Genomic DNA, 22,729 nt, shown 5'->3' on the forward strand with positions numbered 1-22,729 from the left:
GATCGCGCAATGATCGGGTGCGCGGGTGGGAAAATTGCAGACACTCAGCCGAAAGCCAGGGCCGCGCTGCGGTTGTCGAGCGCTGCCAGCACGCTCATGCCGGTGATCGCCGAGGTCTTCGGGTTGCCCGGGCTGCTGCGGCCGGACACGATCACGGTCAGGCGCGACGAACGGCTTTCCGCTTCGATACGGCCGGTATTGCCGCTGGCCGCCGGATCGGCCACCAGCTTCACCTGGGTCCGTTCGAAACCCAGCCCGGCCAGGGCGATGGTGGCAGCCAGATTGGCGTTCTTCGGATAGCGCAACGCGGCCACGTCGGCACAACCGGAAAACACCACCGTCGGCTCGGCAATTGCATCCAGATCAAAAGACTGTTCCGCCGGTGTGCCCAGCCATGCTTTCGGCGGCTTGGTCGAGATGTAGGTCACGGTCTGCAGGCCGTCCTGGCGCATCGCCAGCAGGCCATCGAGGCCGGCCGTGGCACCAGCCGGGATGATCACGCGCCCATGCCCTGATCCGGCCAGGCCAAGCAGCCGGCTCCGGAAGGCGGCATCGGCCAGTGCGCCGGTGGAGATGACATAAAGATCGCAGCCCCGCAGCAGCACGGCCTCGGCCGTATCGCGCACAGCCCCCTGGCCGGCCGCCTCGATCACGATGTCGGGTCCGGCCGCCAGGAAATCGGCAAGGCTGTCGGTGACGGCCAAGTCGGGAAAAGCGGCCTGAGCCTGATCGCGCTGATAGGGCCGCGTCAGCAAGGTGGTCAGCCTGTAGCCAGGCAATGGATGCGCCGCACAGGCGGCGAGAATCGACTGTCCGATGCCGCCGTAACCGATGAGACCAAGCCGTTTTGTCATCTCGACAGGCTCAGCGTTCCTGAAACGCTGTATCGATCGCCCGGTAGATCGGATTGAGCAGGAAACGCAGCACCGTGCGTTCGTCGGTTTTGATGTCGGCCAGCACGGTCATACCCGGCAGCAGCGGATTGCGGGCCGGATCGTCGCCGGCATAACTGCGGTCCAGCCGCACCAGGGCCTTGTAGAAAGGCGGAATCTGCGGTCCGTGGAAGGTCGATGGCGAAATATGCACCAGACGGCCGGGCACGCTGCCAAATTGCGCGAAATCATAGGTCGACACCTTCACCGCCACCGCCTGGCCCGATCGCAGCTGGCCGATATCCGACGGGCTGACGCGCGCCTCGACAATCAGTTCGCGGCCAAGCGGAACGATCTCGGCGATATTGCCGCCCGGCGGGATGACGGTGTCAGACATGCGGGCGCGCAGATCCTTGATCACGCCGCGCACCGGCGAGGTGATCGTGGTGCGGGCCACGCGGTCCTCCAGCTTGACGCGCGCTTCCTCGATCTGGCGCAGATCGCTGGTGACCGAGCCGAGTTCACGCATGGCATCGGCCGACAGGCGGGATTCGAGTTCGGTCAGCCGTTGTTCAGCCTCGGCGATGGCCTCACGGGCGCGGCCGATGGCCACCGTGACAGTGGTCAATTCGCCCTGCACCCGGTTCATCTCGCGTTGCACGTCGAGGAACGTGAGCCGTGAATTAAGGCCCTGCTGGGTCAGCGTCTTGCGCATCTCCAGGGCTTCGCCGGTGATGGCGAGCTGGCGTTGCAGGGTCTTCTGCTGGCCGAGCAGGGATTCCAGGTCCGCGCGGCGGCCGGCAAGCTGGCGTTCCAGCACCAGACGCTGGCTGGTTCTCGCCTTTTCCTGGCTGCGCAGAATGGCCGCCTGATCGGCGGAAAGCGCCTGTTCGTCGCTGTCATCGAGATCGGCAGCGCGACCTTCGGCGAATGCCCGCAGGCGCTCGGCCTGCAGACGCAGGCTGCGCTCGCGTGTGCGGACCTGTTCCAGTTCGGCAAGCACGCCGGTATGGTCGAGACGGACAAGAACCTGGCCCGCTTCGACCAGATCGCCTTCATGCACCAGAACTTCGCGGATGATGCCGCCTTCCAGGTGCTGTATGGGCTGCAGGTAACCGCTGGGCACGATCTCGCCCGGCGCGCGGGCCACCTGCGCCACCTTGGTCACTGCTGCCCAGGCGATGGCGCAGATCATGATGGCGGCCATAAGCCAGACCGAAAGCTGCATCAGTCGCGGCGGCCGGCCCTCCTCGAGCTGGATCGCCAGGGTCAGATACCGGGTGCGCGACGGATCCGGGCGCAAGGCCGGTAATTTGTTGCTCATGTCCCGGCCCCCTTGACCGCCGCGGCATTGCTCGTGTGAGCATTGCGGATTTCCACGATACGTCCGTTCTCCATCACGACGACCCGGTCGCAAACCGCCAGATGGCTTGGGCGATGCGTCACGATCGCAATGGTTTGCTGGCCCTTGCGCCGGCGCAATGCCTCGATCAGCGCGGCATCGCCGCTCTCGTCCAGCCATTGCGCCGGCTCGTCGAGCAGCAATACGGCCGACGGGCGGAGATAGACGCGGGCCAGGGCGATCTGCTGCAGCAGGCCGGCGGAGAGCAGCCGGGCGCTGGCATGGTCACCGAGCCCGGTATGCAGGCCATCCGGCAGAGCCAGCACCTCGTTCAGCGCGCCGGCTTCCGCCAGTGCAGCCTTCAGGTCATCGTCGCTGGCGGTCGGGGCGGCCAGCCGCAGATTCTGGGCGATGGTGCCATGAAACAGGTTGCGGTTCTGCGGCGAATAGGTGATCGCGCTGCGCAGTTCATAGGGAGTCATCTGGCGGATATCCAGGCCATCCAGCAGCACCGAACCGGCCTGTGACTGATACAGCCCGGCCATCACCTTGAGAATGGTCGATTTGCCCGAGCCAGAATGACCGGTGATGCCGACCATTTCACCGGGCCGCAACACAAGGTCCACGCCCAGCAGCGCCGGCTCGGCGTCGGGCCGGTAACGGAGCGAAACGCGGTTGAGCGTCACCGCGCCGCGGAAGACGCGCTGCACGACCGCGGGGCCGACGCGGTCACTCAACTCGGGGCGGATATTCAGTAACCGGTCGATTTGCGTCATGCCGAGGCGGATCTGCTCCAGACGTGTCAGCGCCATCAGGCCGAGTTGCAACGGCGCCAGCACGCGCCATGACAATGCCATGGTCGCCACCAGGGCGCCGACCGACATGCTGCCGTCGATGATGCGTAATGCACCCCAGGCCAGAACGATGGCGCCAGTCAGCATCATCAGGGTCTGCGACGCGGTGTTCATCATGCCGGTCGCCACCTGCACGGCCCGGCTGTCGACGGCGGCGGCGGCGGATGTCGCACGATAGCGTTCCAGCCAGATCGCACCGCCGCCGGATTGTTTGATGGCTTGCAGGTTGGAGACGATTTCCACCATCAGGCCATGCCGCGCGGCATGGCTGGCAGCGGCACGCTGTATCGCGGCATGCTGCGCAAGATGCGAGGCATAGCCAATCAGCAGGATGACGGCGCCGAGCATGATCGACACCAGGACCAGCGGGCCGCCCAGCCAAGTGATCACCAGCAAAAAGAGGACGAGGAAAGGCAGGTCGAAGGCGACACCGGCCAGCGGGCCGGTGAAGAATTCTCGTACCGCCTCGAATTCCTTCAGGCGTGCCAGTTGCGCGCCGACCGGCGCCGCCTCGGTATAGCCGACCGGCAGGCGCAGCAGGTGTTTGAGAACCGCGATGGCGATCAGTCGTTCGACGCGGGCGCCCATATAGGCCAGCATGCGGCTGCGCAATATGCGCAGCGCGAAATCAAACGCGAATACCAATCCAATCCCGGCCAGCAGGTACACGATCAGCTCGCGCGAATTGCCGCCGATCACCTTGTCGTAAACCATCAGGGCGAAGAGAGGAAAACCAAGCGCCAGGACGTTGTTGATCAGGGTGATCAGGCCAAGCTGCATGGCGATACCCTGGAATCGCCGCGCAATGAGGCCGAGGAAGGATGTACGCGGTCCCTTTTCATCCTGTGCCGGCTCGGCCAGTTCGATGAAATAGGCGATGCCGGCGATGGCGGGGTTCTTCAGGATGGTTTCTTCCCGGCGACTGCCGTCGAACACCCGGATGACGCCGTCGTCGTTTTCGAGCACTACCCGCGGGACGCCATCGCGGCCGACATGCAGGCATGGCAGCAGGCGGGGATCGATCCGGCCCAGTGGCAGATCACGTGGCCGGGTGACATAGGACAGTTCAATCAGAACGTTGCGCAGCCCATCAAGGTCGAGGTCGGCGGCAAAATGCGGCAAGGCCTCGACGATATGGCGTGGATCGCCTTGCCAGCCCAGCGCGGTCAGCAGCGGCATCAGGCAGGCGGCAAAGGGCGATACGGCCTGAAAAGCGCCGACGCGCCCCTGCCGCAATGCCTCGGCGAGCGGTTCGGAACGAACGACCTGCAGGCTGCCGCCTGCCGCATTGCCGGCTGGATTGATCGGATCGCTCATGTCGACTGCCCGTGTGCGGCTTCCACCGGCATGGATGCGACGGCAGCCGGCCGTTCGATCAGCCGACCATCACTCAATTCGAACATGCGATCTGCCAGACGCAGCACCGAAGGCTGGTAGCTGACAAGGACGATGGTGATCTTGCCTTTCATCTCGGCCAGCATCTTCAGCAGCCGCTCGTTGGAATTGCGGTCAAAAGCATTGTTGCTTTCGTCGAACAGGATGATGCGCGGCTGCTCGGCCAGGGCACGAATGATGGCGATGCGCTGGCGCACGCCGCCGGGCAGGGTTTCGGTCTGGCCACCGCTGACCGCCGTTTCATAGCCATGGGCCAGCGTGGCGATATAGCCATCCAGACCCAGCCGCTCGGCCAGCTGCAGGGCGGTATCGGCCACCGCGCCACGGCGGAACATGGTCAGGTTGTCGATCAGGCTGCCCTGGAAAATGGTCGCCTGGCGCGGTAGCAGGCCAATCTCCTCCGGACCGGGCCGCGGATCGGTCGGTTTCAGCGGCGTGCCGTCATACAGGATCTGCCCCCCGGTCGGCCGCTGCAGGCCGGCGATCAAGGCCAGCACCGCCGAGCGGTCGCTGTTGTCGGGGCTGACGATACCCACCGTTTCGCCCGCCCCGATGGTGAGGCTGACGTGATCCAGCAGGGGCTGCCCGGTGCCGTCGTCAAGGCTGACATCACGGAATTCAACCTGCCCGGCCGTGACCAGGGGGGCGCGCCGCTGCAATCCACCCGGCTCCTGCGGCAAGGCCTTGAGTCGCAGGATTTGCTGCTCGGCCAGCCGGATCGCCTGGAAATTGCTCCAGATTCCCATGGCGCGCAGCAGCGGCTGCATGACCCGCCCCGTCAGCAGCGACGAGCAGGCCAACTGACCGATGGTCATCTGGTTGTCGATCACCAGCAGCGAGCCATAGGCCAGCACGACCACGATGGCGAGATTCGAGAAAAACGATCCAAGCGCCTGGGACAGCGCCGACAGATAGGTGACGCGGAAGGCGGCCGCCGATGCGCCATCCATCAGCCGCTCGTAGCGCCGCATCATCAGGCGCTCCATCGTCATGGCCTTGATCGTGGTGATGCCCGACAGGATTTCGATGATGAAGCTGGTGCGCCGCTTGTCGGAATCCGCACGGCTATCGACAGCCTCATGCAGGATCCTGCCGATGATCATCGCCGCCAGGGCAAAGACGACCAGCACGCCGGCGGCCACCCAGGCCAGCGGCCCGCCAATGACCCAGATGATGGCGGTAAACAGCAGGGCGAAGGGCAGGTCGATCACAACGATCGCGCCCTGGTTGGCGTAGAATTCACGCAGCCGGTCGATGGCGCTGAGGCGCTCAAGATGCACGCCGGCGGTCGCCGCTCCGGCTTCCCGGAAGTCGGCCCCCAGCAGGCGTTCGATGCCGGCACAGCCGGTAGCATGTTCGAACCGGGCGCCGGCCCAGCCGGCCAGGGTGCTGCGAACCATGCGCATCGCCCCTTCGCCGATCAGTACCGTGAGCAGCAGGATGGTGAGCAGCAGCAGGGTATCGCTGGCCGCGTTCGGCAGTACACGGTCATAGACCTGAAGCGTGAAGATCGGCAGCGCGATCGTCAGCAGATTGAGGATCACCGAGCAGACGGCCAGTGTCGGATTGAAGATCAGGCTGCTGCCTGCATTGCTGTAAAGAACCGGCCCCTGCGCCATATGCCTGCAATCCGATCATGGGTGGGAATGCTGTCGACAACCCTGCCCGTATCCTGTCTTGAAATGCTTGATTGGGATCAATCTCAAATGCTGCGTGTTAGTATATATTTGAAAAATTAGGAATGAGTAAGCGGCGTCCCACGATTGCCCTTTGGTTGTAAGCAACCGGTAAGGCTTGGACATGGCTACGAAATCCGACATTCAGTTTGACGAACTGACGGCATTGCCAAAGGGCGCCAAAGCGCCCGTTCCGTTGGGCGGCGAAGCTGTCTTGCCACCTGAACATGCGGTGGATCAGGGCGCGGAAGCTGGCCAGGCGCTCGAAGCGGTGCATTACGGCACGGTGATCGGCGATGACCGGAGCTATCAACCGCCCCTTGGGTTGGGCACGGCCGCCGGCGGTGCTGTTCTGCCCGGCGGCCCACAACCCATAGTGGGTGGCGTAGCCGAAACCGCGGTACAGACCGCAGCCGCTGTGCCAGCGCCCACGGCCCTGGCTGGATTGCCGGAAACCGGCAGGGCGGCTGTCAGGCCTGACGTGTCTGTCGAGGCGATGCATGGCGTGGCGGCGCCGGTGCTGGCTTCGAGCCTGCAATCCGGGGCCCTGTCCGCCGCCCACCCAGAAGCGGCGGTCGCCGCTGTCGCCGCCGCTGGCCAGATGGCGGCAACGGAAGTGTCCCCTGCCGTATTCCAGCGTGACATCGCCGCAGGCCCTGTTCTGTCAGAGGAGATCGTCGAGGAAGCATTGGGAACGGCGAAAGCGGTTGCCGCACAGGCAGAGGTCCCGGAATCCGGCGAAACCGTGCTGGAGCAGGTCGGCACGGCCGGTGACGATGTCTTTGTCGCCACCGCCGCCAAAGAACGTTTCGTGGGCGACGGGGGTCGCGATACCGTCAGTCATGAGAATTCGACGGCCGGCGTGAGCATCAGCCTGGCAGCAGGCACCAGCACGGGTGGCACCGCCCAGGGCGATGAACTGCGCGGCATAGAAAATCTGACCGGCTCGGATTTTGCCGATACCCTGACCGGCGATGGCGGGGCCAATATTCTGCGCGGTGGCGGCGGCGCTGACGTGCTGGCGGGGGGTGGGGGTGGCGACACGATCGTCGGCGGCACCGGCGCCGATACCGCCAGTTATGCCAGCTCGAACGCGGCGGTCAGCGTCAATCTCGCCACGGGCAGCGGCACTGGCGGTGACGCCCAGGGCGACACGGTGTCGGAAATCGAGAATGTCACCGGCTCGGCCTTTGCCGACACGCTGACCGGCGATGGCGGGGCCAATATCCTCGAAGGTGGCGGCGGCGCCGATACGCTGGCCGGCGGCGGCGGCGACGACACCCTGATCGGCGGTGCCGGTGCCGATGAGTTGATCGGCGGCACCGGCAGCGACACGGCCAGCTATGCCGGCTCGACCGAAGGCGTTACCGTCACCGTTGCCGGCACACCAGGCACCGGCCAGGGCGGCGATGCCCAGGGCGATGTGCTCCGGTCGATCGAGAACCTTATCGGCGGCGCCGGTGACGACACCCTGACTGGTGACGGCTCGGCCAATGTGCTGGAGGGCGGCGGTGGTGCCGATACGCTGATCGGCGGTGGTGCTGCCGATATCCTGATTGGCGGCGCTGGCGCGGACAGGCTGCAGGGCGATGCCGGCGATGACACGCTGACCGGCGGCACCGGCGCCGACACGCTGATCGGCGGTATCGGCAGTGACACGGCGAATTATGCCGCCTCGGCCGCAGGCGTGACGATCGATCTGGGTGCTGGCATCGGCACCGGCGGTGAAGCCGAGGGCGACACGTTGGTCGATATCGAGAATGTCACGGGCACGGCGCATGCCGACACCTTCATTGCCAGTGACGCGGCCAACACCTTTCTTGGCGGCGGCGGCAGCGACACGGTGAGCTATGCCGGCTCCGATGACTGGGTCAGCGTGAATCTCGCCACCGGCAGCGCCACCGGCGGCTATGCCGCAGGCGACAACCTGTCCGGCATCGAGAATGTCATCGGCTCGGATTACGCCGACACGCTGACCGGCGATGCCAATGTCAATATCCTGCAGGGCGGCGGCGGGGAAGATACCCTGATTGGCGGCGGCGGTGACGACACGTTGATCGGCGGGACCGACAGCGACACCGTCAGTTATGCCGCTGCTGGCGCCGGGGTGACGGCCGATCTCGCCGCGGGCACTGCTTTCGGCGCCGATATCGGGACTGATGTCCTTTCGCAGATCGAGAATGTCATCGGCTCGGATTTTGCCGATACCCTGACCGGCGATGCAGCTGCCAATATCCTGGAAGGCGGCACCGGCGATGACATCCTGAGCGGCGGTGCTGGCATAGACTCGCTGGAGGGCGGAATCGGCAATGACACGCTGTTCGGCGGCACCGAGAGCGATATCCTTAGTGGCAGCGGCGGTGACGATATCCTGATCGGCGGCACGGCCGCCGACACGTTGATCGGAGGCACCGGCAGCGATACCGCCAGCTATGCGGGTTCAGCCGAAGGCGTCGCCGTCAACCTTGCCACCCTCTCCGCCGCCGGCGGCGATGCCCAGGGTGACGTCCTGAGCAGCATCGAGAATCTGATCGGCTCGGATCACGCCGATAGCCTGACCGGCACCAGCGGCGCCAATATCCTCGAAGGGGGTGGCGGTGACGACATCCTGATCGGCGGTGGCGGCGCCGACACGCTGAAAGGCGGCGCCGGCGCCGACACGCTGACCGGCGGGACCTACGGTGATACGCTGATTGGCGGGGCCGGGGGCGACACGATGACCGGCGGCGGCGGGACCGATACCCTCAGCTATGCCGGCTCAGCCGAAGGCGTCACCGTGAACCTCGCCGCCCGGTCAGCCAGCGGCGGCGATGCCCAGGGCGATGTCCTGCTGGATGTCATGGAAAACCTCACCGGCGGCGAAGGCGCCGATACCCTGACCGGCACCGATGCGGCCAATGTGCTGGAAGGCGGTGGCGGCGCCGATACCCTGATCGGCGGTGGCGGCCGCGACACGCTGACCGGTGGTGCGGGTGACGACACCCTGATCGGTGGTGCCGGCAACGACACGCTGACCGGCGGCGAAGGCGCCGATACTGCAGTGTTTGGTAGCGGCGCGGGGAATGACGGTTTTTCCGGCGGCGATGGCGTCTGGACCGACAGCATTCATATCGAAAACGTGACCGGTGGCCCCGGCTTTGGCGGCTGGACCGTGACGCTGGCAGACGGCACCCAGATCACCGACGCTGCGGCACATGGCGAAATTGTCTTCGATACTGCGGTGGACGGCATCGTGGCGATGAGCGACGGCAGCGAAATGACCTTCGAGAATATCGAGCGGCTGAAGTGGTGACCGGCCGCAGCCAGTCACGATGGCTTCCGCATAAAAATGTAAACTAGAAATACACATCTACCTAAAATAGATAATTGGCGAAAACGCCCAGAGGTGCGCGCGCTATGCATGCGCGGCGGCCAGTACTTGCCGCTTCAATCAGCACACCAATAAAGATTATGTAATTTATATATAATATTAATACGAGCGAGTATTGATCCATCTCAAATTCTCTTATTGCGAAAGTTATAATATATAAAGGTGCATACTCTAGTAAAATAAGGCACGCATACCCCACCTTAAGAACGCTCCATCACACCTGAACACGCTGGCCTTACGGCCCCTGGAAGGATCGATTTTGGCGACCCGGCTCGAGATCATTGATGACGAATTGCAGGCTTTGCCGAAGGATGCAAAACCGCTGCCGTCGCCGCCGGGCGAAAGCCCGCTCTCTCATGCCGTCGGCAATGCATCTGGCGAGACCGTCGGCAATATGCAGGGCGGCATCCATTACGGCACGGTGCTCGGCCATGCGACAGGCAATCAGCCGGCATCTGCCTCTGCCGGTGCAATCCTCGCCTTCAACGGTCCGTCGGGTGGCATCGTGCCGCCGCCAAGCGTTGCGGCGGGCCCGGACGCGACCGGCGCGATGGTTGCCCTGGCCGGCAATCTGTCTGGATCGCTGCAGGGTGCTGACCGGGCGGCCAGGGCGCCTGCCGGCACCGCCAATGCGGCGAATGCCGATGCGGCGAATGATGGCGGCGCGCCGGCTGCGCCTGCAATGTCTGCCGCCGCAGGAGCCGCCGCGGCCGTGTCCGCAACCGGCGATGCGATGGCTCTTGAAAATTCATCGCGGCCATCCGCCGGCGCTTCGCAGCGGGCTGCCGCGACGCCGGCCATGGAGACGGGCTCGCCGGTCACAGCCGGCAGCATGCAGCCGATGGCGCCCACAGCCGACGCCGAGGGTGACAGACTCACGACGGCGATCGAACAGCGCGAAGACATCATTACCGAGGAAGCCGTCGCGGAAACAGTCGCCGAAACCGGCGATGCCCTGCTGACACATACCGGCACTGACGGCGATGATCTGTTCCTCGGTACCGATGCCACGGAAAAATTCGATGGTGGGGAAGGCAGCGATACCGTCAGCTATGCCAACGCCAATGCCACTGTGGTCGCCAGCCTGTCGAATGGCGGAACGGCTGGCCAGGCCAGTGGCGATATCTATGCCAGCATCGAGAACATCACCGGTTCGGATTATGCCGACACGCTGACCGGCGATGCCAGTGCCAACACGCTGACCGGCGGCGCCGGCGACGACCTGCTGCAGGGTGGCGCGGGCGCGGATGTGCTGAGCGGCGGCAGCGGCGGCGACACCGCCAGCTATGCGGCTTCCATGGCCGGCGTGACGGTGAACCTCGCGGCCGGCACCGGCAGTGGCGGCGATGCGGCGGGTGACATGCTCGATGGCATCGAGAACATCACCGGCTCCGATCATGCCGACACTCTGACCGGCGATGCCATTGCCAACACGCTGGCCGGCGGTGCCGGCGATGACCTGCTGCAGGGTGGCGCGGGTGCGGATGCTCTGATCGGCGGCAGCGGCAGCGACACGGCCAGCTATGCCACATCGACAGCGGCGGTGACGGTGAATCTCGCCACCGGCACGGCCAGCGGTGGCGATGCCGCGGGCGACACGTTCAGCGGTATCGAGAATCTGACCGGCTCGGTCTATGCCGACACACTGACCGGCGATACCAATGCCAACCGCCTGGCCGGCGGCGCCGGAAACGACCGCCTCGACGGCGGCACCGGCGACGATATTCTGCTGGGTGGCGCGGGGGCTGACGTGCTGATCGGCGGCACCGGCACCGACACGGCCAGCTATGCCGATGCGACAGCCGGCGTGACCGCCAGCCTGGCGAGCAGCGCCGTGAATACCGGCGACGCCGCCGGCGATACCTATACCACGATCGAGAACCTCACCGGCTCGGCCTATGCCGACATCCTCACCGGCAATACCGGCGCCAACGTGCTGGAAGGTGGCGCGGGCGCCGACGTGCTGACCGGCGGCACCGGCACCGACACGGCCAGCTATGCCAGTTCGACTGCCGGCGTGACGGTCAATCTCGCCACCGGCACCGGATCGGGCGGCGATGCCGAAGGCGACACGCTGGCCACCATCGAGAACATCACCGGTTCGGACCTTGCCGACACACTGATCGGCAATACCGGCACGAACGTCCTCAGTGGCGGTGCGGGCGATGACATCCTGATCGGCGGTGCCGGTGGCGACACGCTGGCCGGCGGTACCGGCAACGATACCGCCAGCTATGAAGCGTCCAGCGTGGCAGTGACCGTCAGCCTTGCCAGTGGCACCGGTTCAGGGGGCGATGCGGCTAGCGATACGCTGAGCGGCATCGAGAACCTGACCGGTTCGGCCTATGCCGACACGCTGACCGGCGACGCCAATGCCAATATCCTGAGCGGCGATGCCGGCAACGACATCCTGCAGGGCGGCGCTGGCGGCGATACCATCAGCGGCGGCGCGGGCACCGACACGGCCAGTTATGCCGCATCGATGGCTGCGGTGACCGTGAATCTCGCCACCGGTGCGGCCAGCGGCGGCGATGCCGAAGGCGATACGCTGAGCGGCATCGAGAACCTGACCGGTTCGGCCTATGCCGATACGCTGACCGGCGATGCCGGCGGCAATACCCTGGATGGCGGCACCGGTGATGATCTGTTGCAGGGCGGCGCGGGTGCCGACGTGCTGACCGGCGGCACCGGCACGGATACGGCCAGCTATGCCGCCTCCTCGGCCGGCGTGACCGTGAACCTGACCACCGGCACCGGTACGGGCGGCGATGCCCAGGGCGATACGCTGGCCACGATCGAAAATGTCACCGGTTCGGATTTTGCCGATACGCTGACCGGCAATACCGCGGTCAACCGCCTGGAAGGCGGCGCCGGCGATGATGTCCTGATCGGTGGCGGCGCTGCTGACATACTGGTGGGTGGCGAAGGAAGCGACACCGCCAGCTATGTCACCACCACAACGGCGGTGACCGTCAACCTCGCCACCGGCACGGCCACGGGCGGCGACGCGGCGGGCGATACCTTCAGCGGCATCGAGAACCTGACCGGCGGCGGCGGCGCCGATATGCTGACCGGCGATGCCAATGCCAATGTCATCGATGGCGGCGCCGGCAATGATACGCTGGTGGGCGGTGGCGGCAATGATACGCTGATTGGCGGGGCGGGCACCGACATCGCCAGCTATGCCGCCTCTGCTTCGGCGGTGACCGTCAACCTCGCCACCGGCACCGGTTCGGGTGGTGACGCCGAGGGCGACACGCTGAGCACCATCGAAACGGTGATCGGCTCGGATTACGACGACACGCTGACCGGCGATGCCAATGCCAACACGCTGACCGGCGGCGCGGGCGATGATCTGCTGCAGGGCGGCGCGGGCGCCGATGTGCTGAGCGGCGGCACCGGCACCGACACTGCGAGCTATGCCGGTTCTTCCGCGGGCGTGACCGTCACGATTGCCGGCGCCACCGGCACCGGCACGGGTGGCGACGCCCAGGGCGACACGCTGACAGCGATCGAGAATCTGACCGGTTCGGCTTATGCCGATACCCTGACCGGCAGCACCGCCACCAACATCCTGCAGGGCGGCGCTGGCGACGACATCCTCATTGGCGGCGCCGCTGGCGACACCCTGATCGGCGGCGAAGGCAGCGACACGGCAAGTTACACCACCTCGTCCACCGCCGTGACCGTCAACCTTGCCACCGGAACCATCACCGGCGGTGATGCGACCGGCGACACCTATGACAGCATCGAGAATGTCACCGGCGGCAGCGGTGCCGATACCCTGACCGGCGATGCCGGCGCCAACCGGCTGGATGGCGGCAGTGGCAACGACACGCTGGTGGGCGGCGCGGGCGCCGATACGCTGACCGGCGGCGCGGGCACTGATATTGCCAGCTATGCCGCTTCGGCAGCGGCCGTGAATGTGAACCTGACCACCGGCACCGGATCGGGCGGCGATGCCGAAGGCGACACGCTGGCCACCATCGAGACGGTGATCGGCTCGGATTACGGCGACACCCTGACCGGCGACGTCAATGCCAACCGCCTGGAAGGTGGCGAAGGTGATGACGTGTTGTCCGGCCGCGGCGGCAGTGACACGCTGATCGGCGGTAGCGGCACCGACACGGTGAGCTATGCCGGCTCGACGGCGGCGGTCAGCGTCAACCTCGGCACCAATGCCGTCTCGGGCGGCGATGCCCAGGGCGACAGCATCTCGGGCTTCGAGAATGTGATCGGCTCGGATAATGCCGATACGCTCACCGGCAGCAGCGGCGCCAACGTGATCGATGGCGGCGCCGGCAACGACACGCTGCAGGGCGGCGGTGGCGCCGATACGCTGATCGGTGGCGCGGGCACCGACACCGCCAGCTATGCGGCCTCTGCGGTGGCCGTCGCCGTCAATCTGGCGACCGGCAGCGGCGCCGGCGGCGATGCCGAAGGCGATGGTTTAAGCGAAATCGAGAACCTGACCGGCAGCAGCTATAACGACTCGCTGACCGGCGATGCCGGCGCCAACCGTCTGGATGGCGGCACTGGCAACGATATGCTGGAAGGTGGCGCCGGCGCCGACGCGCTGGTCGGCGGCACCGGCACGGACACGGCGAGTTACAAGGACTCATCCACCGGCGTTACGGTCAGCCTAGCCAGTGGCACCGGCCTTGGCGGCGATGCCGAAGGCGATACGCTGACCACCATCGAGAACCTGACCGGCTCGGCTTATGCCGATACGCTGACCGGCGACAACAGCGCCAACATCCTGGAGGGCGGCGCGGGCGCCGACATGCTGGTCGGCGGCGGCGGCACCGATACCGCCAGCTATGCGAACTCGACGGCCGCGGTGACGGTCAACCTCGCCACCGGCACCGCTTCTGGCGGTGACGCCGAGGGTGACACGCTGACCACCATCGAGAACCTGACCGGTTCTGTCTACGGCGACACTCTGACCGGCAATACTGGAGCCAACGTTCTCACCGGCGGCGAAGGCGACGACGTCCTGATGGGCGGCGCCGGTTCGGATACGCTCGCCGGCGGGCTGGGCATCGATATCGCCAGCTACAGCGATTCCACCGCGGCCGTCACGGTCAGCCTTGCCGCGGGCACGGGCTCGGGCGGCACCGCCCAGGGCGACACGTTGTCTGGCATCGAGACGGTGATCGGCTCAACCTACAACGATACCCTGACCGGCGATGCCAATGCCAACGCGCTGCTGGGCGGTGATGGTAACGACACGCTGCAGGGCGGCGCGGGTGCCGACACGCTCACTGGCGGTGCCGGCACCGATACGGCGAGCTATTCCTCGTCGAATGTTGCGGTGGATGTGAATCTCACCACCGGCGAAGGATTCGGCGGCCATGCCGAGGGCGACGCATTGTCGGAAATCGAGAACCTGACCGGCAGCAGCTACAACGATACGCTGACCGGCGATGGCGGCGCCAATCGCCTGGATGGCAGTACTGGCAATGATACGCTGATCGGCGGCGCCGGGGCCGACGTGCTGATTGGCGGCACGGGCACCGACACGGCCAGCTATGCCACCGCCTCGTCCGGCGTGACCGCCAGTCTGACCAGCAGCACAGGCAATACCGGCGATGCGGCTGGCGACACCTACACCACGATCGAGAACCTGACCGGTTCGGATTTCGCCGATACGCTGACCGGCAGCAGCAGCGCCAATACGCTGAGCGGCGGCGGCGGCGACGACACCTTGCTGGGCATGGCCGGCGGCGACGTGCTGTCGGGTGGCGCGGGCAGCGACACGGCCAGCTATGCCGGCTCGAACCAGGCGGTGACGGTCAGCCTTGCCGCCGGCACGGCCAGCGGCGGCCATGCCGCCGGCGATACGTTCGATTCCATCGAGAACCTGACCGGCAGCAGCTACAACGATACGCTGACCGGCGATGATGGCGCTAATATCCTGGATGGCGGCGCGGGCAACGATGTTTTGAGCGGCGGGTTGGGTGACGATGCGATGACTGGCGGTGCCGGCTCGGATACCGCCTATTTCGCCGAGGGTTGGGGCAACGACCAGTTCAGCGGTGGTCTGGCCGGAGGCTGGACCGACACGGTCTATATCAACAACGTTTCGGCGGGCCCGGGCTTTGGTGACTGGACCGTGACGCTGGCTGATGGGACGGTGATATCCAACAGTGCCGCCCATGGCACGCTGACGCTTGGCAGCGATGTCTCGGGCACCATCGTGATGGGCGATGGCAGCGAACTGACCTTCGACGGGGTCGAGCGGCTGCAATGGTAGCTGGCGGCAGTTAGGCACCGGCGGGCGCAGGGAGAGTCCATCTCTGCCTGCGAGAGTCCTCGCTGTTCTGGCTGTGCTGTTGCAATACAGCCTCAACCAGCAACCAAAAATCCAAACGAAAATATTGATTGCTCTGGAGCGGGTGAGGGGAATCGAACCCTGGTCGTAAGCTTGGGAACCGCTGAATGCGACAGCCATGGACGCCCTTGGACTCTTATGGATCAATGGCTTAGAAACGCCTGATCTAATATACTGATCCCACTTTCAGTACTGGTTTTGCAGTACTGGTGCAGTACGGAGTGGGCGGTGGCACGGCAGGTCAGGGGTGGTGGGATTGATACGCGGGAGGCGCGTAAGCGGCTCACAGTGAGGCGCGAACCGCACTGGCTGAAGATCGCGGTCGGCTGCCAGCTGGGATACCGGAAACTCACACGGGACCGCGGCACCTGGATCGCTAAGCTCCGCGACAAGTCAGGCAACCGCGTCCAGAAGATGCTCGGTGCGGCCGATGACGCGATGGACGCCGATGGCGCGACGGCGCTCAGCTTCGAGCAAGCTCAGTCCAAGGCGCGTGACTGGTTTCAGTCAGTGGCAAATGGTGGGGCTGAGCTCAGCGGCGGCAAGCTGACCGTGAATGGGGCGATGGACAGGTATCTCGCCTACATCAAGGCGCGGCGTAAGTCACACGCTCATCTGGAAATGTACGCAAAGGCATATATCCGCCCAAAGCTCGGGCAGATTCCTGTCGCCGAGCTCACCACGGCGATGGTGCGGCGCTGGCATGAAGAGATAGCGGCTGAACCACCCCGCCTGCGCTCACGCAAAGGCGCACCACCGCGCTACCGCAAGGAGGACGAGAACGAGGCGGAGGCACGGCGCAAGCGCCAGCTTAGGGCGAACCGGCATCTGACGACGCTGAAGGCGGCGCTGAACCTGGCTTGGCGCGACGGCCTTGTGTCTCACCGGGATGCCTGGGAGCGCGTTCGCCTCTTTGGCGGTGTCGAGCGGCAGAGAACAAAAATCCTTTCGCCCGGCGAAGCCCGCGATCTCGTTGCGGCTTGCGGCCCGGCGATGCGCAACCTCGTTCAAGCGGCACTGCTCACAGGGGCTCGGTATGGAGAGCTATGCGCGCTGGACGCCCGTGACTTCGCTTCTCACGCCGGAGCATTGTTCATCCGCGACAGCAAGAGCGGGAAATCCCGCTACATCTACCTAAACCGCTCAGCGCAGCAATTCTTCCAAGAGCTGGCGGCAGGCAAGAAATCAAATGAGCCGATGCTGACGATGGAGAATGGCGAACGGTGGCGGCGTGACATGTATTTCCGACCGTTCAAGGCGGCCGTGAAAGTGGCAGGCATTGATCCCAGTTTCACGTTTCATGAACTTCGCCATACATGGGCCAGCCTGACGATTATGGGTGGTGCGCCATTGATGGCAGTGGCGCAGAACCTAGGTCATAGCGACACGAGGATGGTCGAACGTCACTACGGCCACCTCACCAATCATTTCATGCAGCAGGCGATTGCGGGTGCCGCACCGGATTTTGGATTCAGCGTGCAACCTGCGCCGCTGCTCCCAGAGTTTATCGATGAGAGCCGTTAGGTCTTTATCTCCTACTAGGACTTCCGGACCTAGGTTATAAACACCTAATACTAGAGGTAGTATAGGAGCTCTAGCAGTTTGTCGGTGTAAAATCAAGGAATTTATCTCCATTATATGCCAATTTTTCCATTGAAATCAGTCGTTTAACTTAGGTTTTCTGGGGAGGTTCAGCGCAACGCTGCGACCCGAAGCCAGACGGATTCTAGGCAGATTGGAGAGTGCATATGGCAGCAACTGCGCCCGTCGAGGGTCGAGCAAGATTCCGGTCATATGGAGGTTTGCTTGGCCAGCGACACAGCCGCCGGTGATTCCGGCAGCAACCAAGCCCTCGCCCCGGTGACGATCTCCGTGGCGGAGGCGTGTCGCATTACAGGGCTTAGCCGTTCCTACATCTACCAGGCGATTAAGGCCAAGGCTTTTCATACCGTCACTAAAGGCTCTCGGCGTCTTATCGACCACGACGACCTGAGGCGATGGGCGAAAGTCCCCTCGTGATGCAGGAACAGCAGCAGAGAGTACCACGCGCATACAACGGCCACTAAGGCCGTAATCGGCCCTCAGAGCGGGGCTTCCGAAAACATCGGCAATGCCGTAGCGGGCGCATCTCACTTCATGTGAGATAGCGCCCGCTCAAGCAATGGAGAACAGATGACTAAGACAGCGAGGCCCGCCGCCAGCAGTCACGGCAGCCTTCCCCTCGACAAGCAAGAACTGCACAACGCAGCACGATTGGCGGCGGCTGCCGTTAAGGACGACTACAGCTTCTCTGCGGAAGCAGAAGCTTTGAGAAAAGATAGGCTAGACCGAAAGCGCCTTGACCGGCGCAGCTCGAAAAATCTCCACAAATCGGTTTCGGGTGGATTGCTGATGGTTTTAGCGGTCCACAAGCTGCCGACTGTCCAGAAGCAATTCCGCCTTGCATGCAAGGAAAGTGGGATAGAGTTCAAGACAACCACACCCGTCGCCGCAAGGGTGGCACGCGTGTTCATCTCTGACGATCCTTCCCGAGCATCCGATTACGGGAAGGCCATCCGTGGTGCGATTATCAAGGGGTACAGCCCGAAGAAGCTGTTGAAGCTCCTTGACACCGGCAAAGAGACGCTTACGAGCCTGATGAGAGCAGTCGATCCACTTCCAACTAAAAAGCGCATCCAGATAGCGAAGCTAACGGCAGCCGGCTCAGAGAAGTCCATATCACTGAGCTTGTCAAAAACAGCGGAGGCACGAATAGCAAAAGTAAAATCTGCTACCTACCGACTCGCGGTCGTAAAAATTCTGCCGAACTCGAAAAAACTTTTTGTAAGCGCAGTCACGTCATCGGTTAAGTCCGCAGCAAAAACATACAAAAGCAAACTGGCAGCTTGAATGCAGCGAGAGTTTACTAAGGGGGCGTCATGCCGACGCCCCCTTTTCTGCGTCTGCGCCGCATCCGGATTTTTCGTTTCACGAAATTCGTAAACATGAAAACCGCAAATTGGCACTTCTCTAGTAATGCCAATCCGGCACCTTAACACCGAGGGCATGGTGGCTACGCGGCAGCCAGCAGAGGCGTATCCCGGTGACTGGCTTCTCTCGCAGCCAGCAGCGATTGTCTTCTGTAAATTAGCATAGTCAGACCGCTGTCCCGGCCTTCAAGCAACACTCTTGGACGGATGAAACTCGGTTGAAATAACCATGCGGTCTTCAAAGTCGTGCATGCGCCAGCTCTTCGTGCTGTATCGAGCCACAGCCCGTTGAACGTGATCGAGGGATGCTATCTGCAAGTCAAGTGATCCTGAAGGAATTACTGCCTTCCAATGTCCCTCTAAGATGGGAATGAGTCTGCTATCTGGCCAGTCGAACATCGGCGGTGGCAACTTCAAAAAGAAATGCCCATGCCAATAGGTGGCCTGCTCAAGGTATCCGATAAGGAAGGTGCGATCTTCTGGAGTTTCCCTGAAGCGGTTTCCTAGTGCTTCCCGGTCGATCCTGGCGAGAAATTTCCCGATTCGCAAACGAAACGCAGATGGGGTTGTCGCGCAGTTACTATTCAGAGTTAAAAATCTTTCCGGATCAAGCTGCCCGATCCAGTCAGTGAACGCGTGTCGCGCCAGTAATTTAAGCCGAGTGATTGCAGCTTCCGTGTTGTAGCGTGCCATGTCGCCTCTCCATTGTGAGCACGCCGTTATTTACAGGATTGGTAGATACGTCCCGGCTCACTGAAACCCACCTCATACGCGTCGTATCGACGGGGCAGCAGCGATGTCTATGCGATACAGCTTTCGCCTATGCACGATGCGCCTACGCTTTTATGCGGCGGGTCGCCCGCATCAATTGTGGTAGAATGCGCCGTCCCACGCGGATAAGAATTGCGGGCCAAAGGTGCGGATAGCAGAACAGGAAGGATGATCAATGTGGGAAGTCGTAAAGCTTTCGCTTCAGCCAGTTGCAGGTGAGGGGTGGTACGTCTCCGATAGCCCGAGACGAATGGTTCATTGCGGTGCGGGCAGTGAAGGCGAGGCTCTTGCAAATCTTGTCTGTAGCAAACTCAACCTGAGTTCGGCCGCGAAGTTTACCAGGCCTGACAAAGCCGCAGAGCTTACTGAAGCCCTGAGGAAATTCTGTACCGGGGCACTGAGTTTCGAGCCGGACTTCGAGCAGCAATATCCTGAAGGGCACCCGTTAAGAGGTGCGGTCAATGCGATTCTTAATCTGAAGAACGAGGCGATGGAGATCCAAAGAATCATTATGAGTAAGTGAGAGACACCTCCAACTTTCTGGTCTCGTCGATTATGCAAGCTTAGATACGGAATGTTTCAAATAGGTGAGTGGGTGCAACATTGTGCCCATCACCCCGCAACTGTTATTCGGTTGAACGCTAATTCAAATTAGTGCTTCGTTAGCCGGCCATCAGGCAATTCGATTAATGCCCCTGCGGCCCGTGTTATTCTCATCCACAATGCACAACCATCCATATTGTCGCCCGCTAGAAACTGATCCGCCTTTTGAGCTGCAAGGATCAACGCTCTACTGCCATGCTTTTTAACGAGCAGGCCCGCCGCTATCCGAATCTCCCGCTCAGTCATATTTAGCTGACTCTGCTGAGAACCCGCCTGACCTGGCTTGCTTGCCATGATCCCCCTCTGGCAGTTGGAATGCCCCGCGCATTAAGCGTGGCGGCAATTGCTGTATAGCCGGAAATACCACTTGCTCGGATATCGGAAATCACCAAGGCGAAATCTCGGGCGCGTTCATCCGCTTTTTCGATTAGTGCCTGCGTCCCAAGTTTAGTGTCCACAGCGACACCCTTAAAACCACCGAGCTTAACGCCCCTCTGCTTCGCCGCCGCAAGTGCCGCTTTCGTACGCTCGGATATGAGCCCGGCTTCCAGCTGTGCGACCGCTGCCAGCTGTTGAAGAATGAAGCGCCCCATTGGGCCTGAGACCTGGGGTAGATCGGCAAAGACCACCTCGACATCGCCACCGAGAATCGTCTCCAAGAAGTGGACGTTACGGGCCAGCCTATCGACCTTGGCCACCACCAGGGCGGCCTTGTTAACCTTTGCCTGCCGCAGCGCCTCGGCCAGCTTCGGCCGGTCACGGCGCTTGCCGCTTTCGACCTCGGTAAATTCGGCTATCAGCTGGTCACCCGGCCTTAAAACCGCCTGTACGGCCGTTTTCTGCGCTTCCAGCCCCAATCCAGACCGACCCTGCCGGTCTGTCGAAACCCGGTAATACGCGACCGCCCGCATTTCACACCTATCGCTTGTATTTACCTGGCAATCCGGCCGTTCAAGAATGACAGGATTGTACCTATTATGTTCCAGGGTTGCAATCCGCAGTTAATGCAGCATGCGGCCCCGCGGTGGGATAGGGTTTTATGCGCACGTCGCCCCAAAGCGGCCCGACTTCTACGCACCGCGTGGAGGAGATTCCTTAAACCGAAGACGGAAGAATAAAATTTCCCTCCGTATTTTCCTAGGAGCCGGAACAGAGGCGTACATCCGCATTTTTTCGCAGTAGAATAGGCGATTTCTAAGTTCCTGCGGAGGTCGGCAATTGCTAGGCTTCGCTTGTCACGAATGTCCGCACCATGCCCCCGACAATCCGAAACTATGCGCAAGCACTCGCCACGGTGCCTGACGCATCGAAGAAGTACCTACTCACCGGGAACGGCTTCAGCATCGCGTTGAAGCCGGACATCTTCACCTATGCCTCGCTCTACGATAACGCGGATTTCTCGACGAAGCCCTACCTGCCGCAGGTTTTCGAGGCGCTGAGTACCCGTGACTTCGAGAGCGTTATTAAACATCTGCAGAGTGCCGCCGCAATCGCAGCAATTTATCTCCCAACACACCCTGACCTGGCCGCGCGTTTGAGAGAAGACGCGGCCTTTATCAAGGAGGCGCTAGTCCAAGCGATTGCGAAGCGGCATCCGAACCGACCATTCGACATCACGGATGCGCAGTACGTTTCGTGCAGGAAGTTCCTCGCACCATTCGGTCATATTTTTACGCTCAACTATGACGTGATGCTCTACTGGGCGCTGATGCACACTGAGGTCGACGACCTGGATCTGATGCCGGACGATGGTTTCCGGCATCCAGAGGAGAACGAAGAAGCCCCCTATGTTTCGTGGCTTCAGGAGCAGTCAGCCACCGTTCACTATCTACATGGTGCCTTGCATCTTTTCGACAATGGCCACGAGATTATCAAATTCACCTGGTCGAAAACTGATATTCCCATCGTCGAGCAGATTCGCACAGCTTTGGCTGAGAACAAGTTTCCTCTTTTCGTTGCGGAAGGTACGAGTGCCAGCAAGAAGGAGCGGATTGTTCATAATGCCTATTTACATAAAGCATTGCGCAGCCTGGAGGGCTGCTGCAAATCAGCAAATGGTGCGATAGTGATATACGGCCATTCGCTGGCCGAAAATGACTTCCATATTCTGCGATGCATCGCGAATGGCGGGATTGCAAACATGCTTGTCGGTGTGTTCGGCGATCCTAATAGCCCTGGCAATCAGGTGCTGTTCAAAAATGTCGAGAAGTTGGTCGCCCGACGAATATCTCGCCGGGGTGCACGGTATCCGCTGACCGTCACGTACTACGATGCCGCATCGGCCCATGTTTGGGATGGTTGATGCCGCCCAGCCAGAGTGTCGGCCAACGATGTATTGCGCCGGCTATGTTTGGAATACAAAGACCGGCAGTCAGAATGATTTTTGAGCGGGAGCGGCTGGAGCGTGTAGAGCGAAAGAGCACACTAGGAGGCGCTTTCCCGGACGGACGCGTCGCGTAATCAAAGAAGCTACTGGTGAGGAATTCAATGATAACGCTCAAGCCTGCAAGCGCACTAATACTTACATTTCTCAGCTATGCTCT

13 protein-coding genes are annotated in these 22,729 nt (G+C 62.6%); 7 read left to right on the forward strand and 6 right to left on the reverse strand.

The genetic code is table 11. The annotated features are described in order from the left end of the window. Positions 1–44 precede the first annotated feature (44 nt). Genes ACE3OO_RS11290 through ACE3OO_RS11305 form a run of 4 tightly spaced genes read right to left on the reverse strand, consistent with a single transcriptional unit; the run spans position 45 to position 6,082 of the window. Positions 45–854: an aspartate dehydrogenase gene (locus tag ACE3OO_RS11290; protein WP_374302866.1), complete on the reverse strand. Its 810-nt coding sequence runs from the start codon at positions 852–854 to the stop codon at positions 45–47. Positions 855–864: 10 nt separating this feature from the next. After that, entirely contained in the window at positions 865–2,196 is a 1,332-nt protein-coding gene (locus tag ACE3OO_RS11295) for an HlyD family type I secretion periplasmic adaptor subunit (protein WP_374302868.1), read from the reverse strand. Further along, entirely contained in the window at positions 2,193–4,385 is a 2,193-nt protein-coding gene (locus ACE3OO_RS11300; RefSeq protein WP_374302870.1) for a peptidase domain-containing ABC transporter, read from the reverse strand. Before ACE3OO_RS11300 ends, ACE3OO_RS11295 begins: the two co-directional genes overlap by 4 nt. Beyond that, positions 4,382–6,082 carry a peptidase domain-containing ABC transporter gene (locus ACE3OO_RS11305; protein WP_374302872.1) on the reverse strand — a complete coding sequence of 567 codons (1,701 nt, stop codon included), beginning with the start codon at positions 6,080–6,082 and terminating at the stop codon, positions 4,382–4,384. The genes ACE3OO_RS11300 and ACE3OO_RS11305 overlap by 4 nt, the downstream gene beginning before the upstream one ends. 181 nt (positions 6,083–6,263) lie before the next feature. Between ACE3OO_RS11305 and ACE3OO_RS11310 the strand changes: the two genes are divergently transcribed. From ACE3OO_RS11310 to ACE3OO_RS11330, 5 genes are all read left to right on the forward strand, one after another. Then, on the forward strand, positions 6,264–9,431 hold the full coding sequence (locus ACE3OO_RS11310) for a beta strand repeat-containing protein (RefSeq protein ID WP_374302874.1): 3,168 nt from the start codon (positions 6,264–6,266) through the stop codon (positions 9,429–9,431). 337 nt (positions 9,432–9,768) lie between these two features. After that, positions 9,769–15,765 (forward strand): hypothetical protein, encoded by a 5,997-nt coding sequence (locus ACE3OO_RS11315; RefSeq protein ID WP_374302876.1) that lies wholly within the window; start codon positions 9,769–9,771, stop codon positions 15,763–15,765. Positions 15,766–16,131: 366 nt separating this feature from the next. Further along, positions 16,132–17,367 (forward strand): tyrosine-type recombinase/integrase, encoded by a 1,236-nt coding sequence (locus ACE3OO_RS11320; RefSeq protein ID WP_374302879.1) that lies wholly within the window; start codon positions 16,132–16,134, stop codon positions 17,365–17,367. Between the two features lie 270 nt (positions 17,368–17,637). Beyond that, positions 17,638–17,862, forward strand: coding sequence for a helix-turn-helix domain-containing protein (locus ACE3OO_RS11325; RefSeq protein ID WP_374302880.1), 225 nt, complete (start codon positions 17,638–17,640; stop codon positions 17,860–17,862). Positions 17,863–18,015: 153 nt separating this feature from the next. After that, on the forward strand, positions 18,016–18,732 hold the full coding sequence (locus ACE3OO_RS11330) for a hypothetical protein (protein ID WP_374302882.1): 717 nt from the start codon (positions 18,016–18,018) through the stop codon (positions 18,730–18,732). 266 nt (positions 18,733–18,998) lie between these two features. On the opposite strand, the gene ACE3OO_RS11335 is transcribed toward ACE3OO_RS11330, so the two are convergent. Beyond that, on the reverse strand, positions 18,999–19,505 hold the full coding sequence (locus ACE3OO_RS11335; protein WP_374302884.1) for a hypothetical protein: 507 nt from the start codon (positions 19,503–19,505) through the stop codon (positions 18,999–19,001). A gap of 253 nt (positions 19,506–19,758) precedes the next feature. Here ACE3OO_RS11335 and ACE3OO_RS11340 point away from each other — a divergent pair, with 253 nt between their 5' ends. After that, on the forward strand, positions 19,759–20,106 hold the full coding sequence (locus tag ACE3OO_RS11340) for a hypothetical protein (RefSeq protein ID WP_374302887.1): 348 nt from the start codon (positions 19,759–19,761) through the stop codon (positions 20,104–20,106). Positions 20,107–20,434: 328 nt separating this feature from the next. Here ACE3OO_RS11340 and ACE3OO_RS11345 read toward each other — a convergent pair whose 3' ends face one another. After that, positions 20,435–21,097, reverse strand: coding sequence for a recombinase family protein (locus tag ACE3OO_RS11345; RefSeq protein ID WP_374302889.1), 663 nt, complete (start codon positions 21,095–21,097; stop codon positions 20,435–20,437). Positions 21,098–21,438: 341 nt separating this feature from the next. Between ACE3OO_RS11345 and ACE3OO_RS11350 the strand changes: the two genes are divergently transcribed. Further along, positions 21,439–22,488: a DUF4917 family protein gene (locus tag ACE3OO_RS11350; RefSeq protein WP_374302891.1), complete on the forward strand. Its 1,050-nt coding sequence runs from the start codon at positions 21,439–21,441 to the stop codon at positions 22,486–22,488. Positions 22,489–22,729: the final 241 nt, after the last annotated feature.

It is taken from the genome of Ferrovibrio sp. (genome assembly GCF_041906005.1).
In the GTDB taxonomy this organism is placed as follows: Bacteria; Pseudomonadota; Alphaproteobacteria; order Ferrovibrionales; family Ferrovibrionaceae; genus Ferrovibrio.

Excerpts from the sequence above, each read along its gene's own strand:
- ACE3OO_RS11290 (WP_374302866.1), bottom strand. The coding sequence starts at position 854 with ATGACAAAACGGCTTGGTCTCATCGGTTACGGCGGCATCGGACAGTCG.
- ACE3OO_RS11310 (WP_374302874.1), top strand. The coding sequence starts at position 6,264 with ATGGCTACGAAATCCGACATTCAGTTTGACGAACTGACGGCATTGCCA.
- ACE3OO_RS11330 (WP_374302882.1), top strand. The coding sequence starts at position 18,016 with ATGACTAAGACAGCGAGGCCCGCCGCCAGCAGTCACGGCAGCCTTCCC.
- ACE3OO_RS11300 (WP_374302870.1), bottom strand. The coding sequence starts at position 4,385 with ATGAGCGATCCGATCAATCCAGCCGGCAATGCGGCAGGCGGCAGCCTG.
- ACE3OO_RS11350 (WP_374302891.1), top strand. The coding sequence starts at position 21,439 with ATGCCCCCGACAATCCGAAACTATGCGCAAGCACTCGCCACGGTGCCT.
- ACE3OO_RS11305 (WP_374302872.1), bottom strand. The coding sequence starts at position 6,082 with ATGGCGCAGGGGCCGGTTCTTTACAGCAATGCAGGCAGCAGCCTGATC.
- ACE3OO_RS11295 (WP_374302868.1), bottom strand. The coding sequence starts at position 2,196 with ATGAGCAACAAATTACCGGCCTTGCGCCCGGATCCGTCGCGCACCCGG.
- ACE3OO_RS11345 (WP_374302889.1), bottom strand. The coding sequence starts at position 21,097 with ATGCGGGCGGTCGCGTATTACCGGGTTTCGACAGACCGGCAGGGTCGG.
- ACE3OO_RS11335 (WP_374302884.1), bottom strand. The coding sequence starts at position 19,505 with ATGGCACGCTACAACACGGAAGCTGCAATCACTCGGCTTAAATTACTG.
- ACE3OO_RS11340 (WP_374302887.1), top strand. The coding sequence starts at position 19,759 with ATGTGGGAAGTCGTAAAGCTTTCGCTTCAGCCAGTTGCAGGTGAGGGG.
- ACE3OO_RS11325 (WP_374302880.1), top strand. The coding sequence starts at position 17,638 with ATGGAGGTTTGCTTGGCCAGCGACACAGCCGCCGGTGATTCCGGCAGC.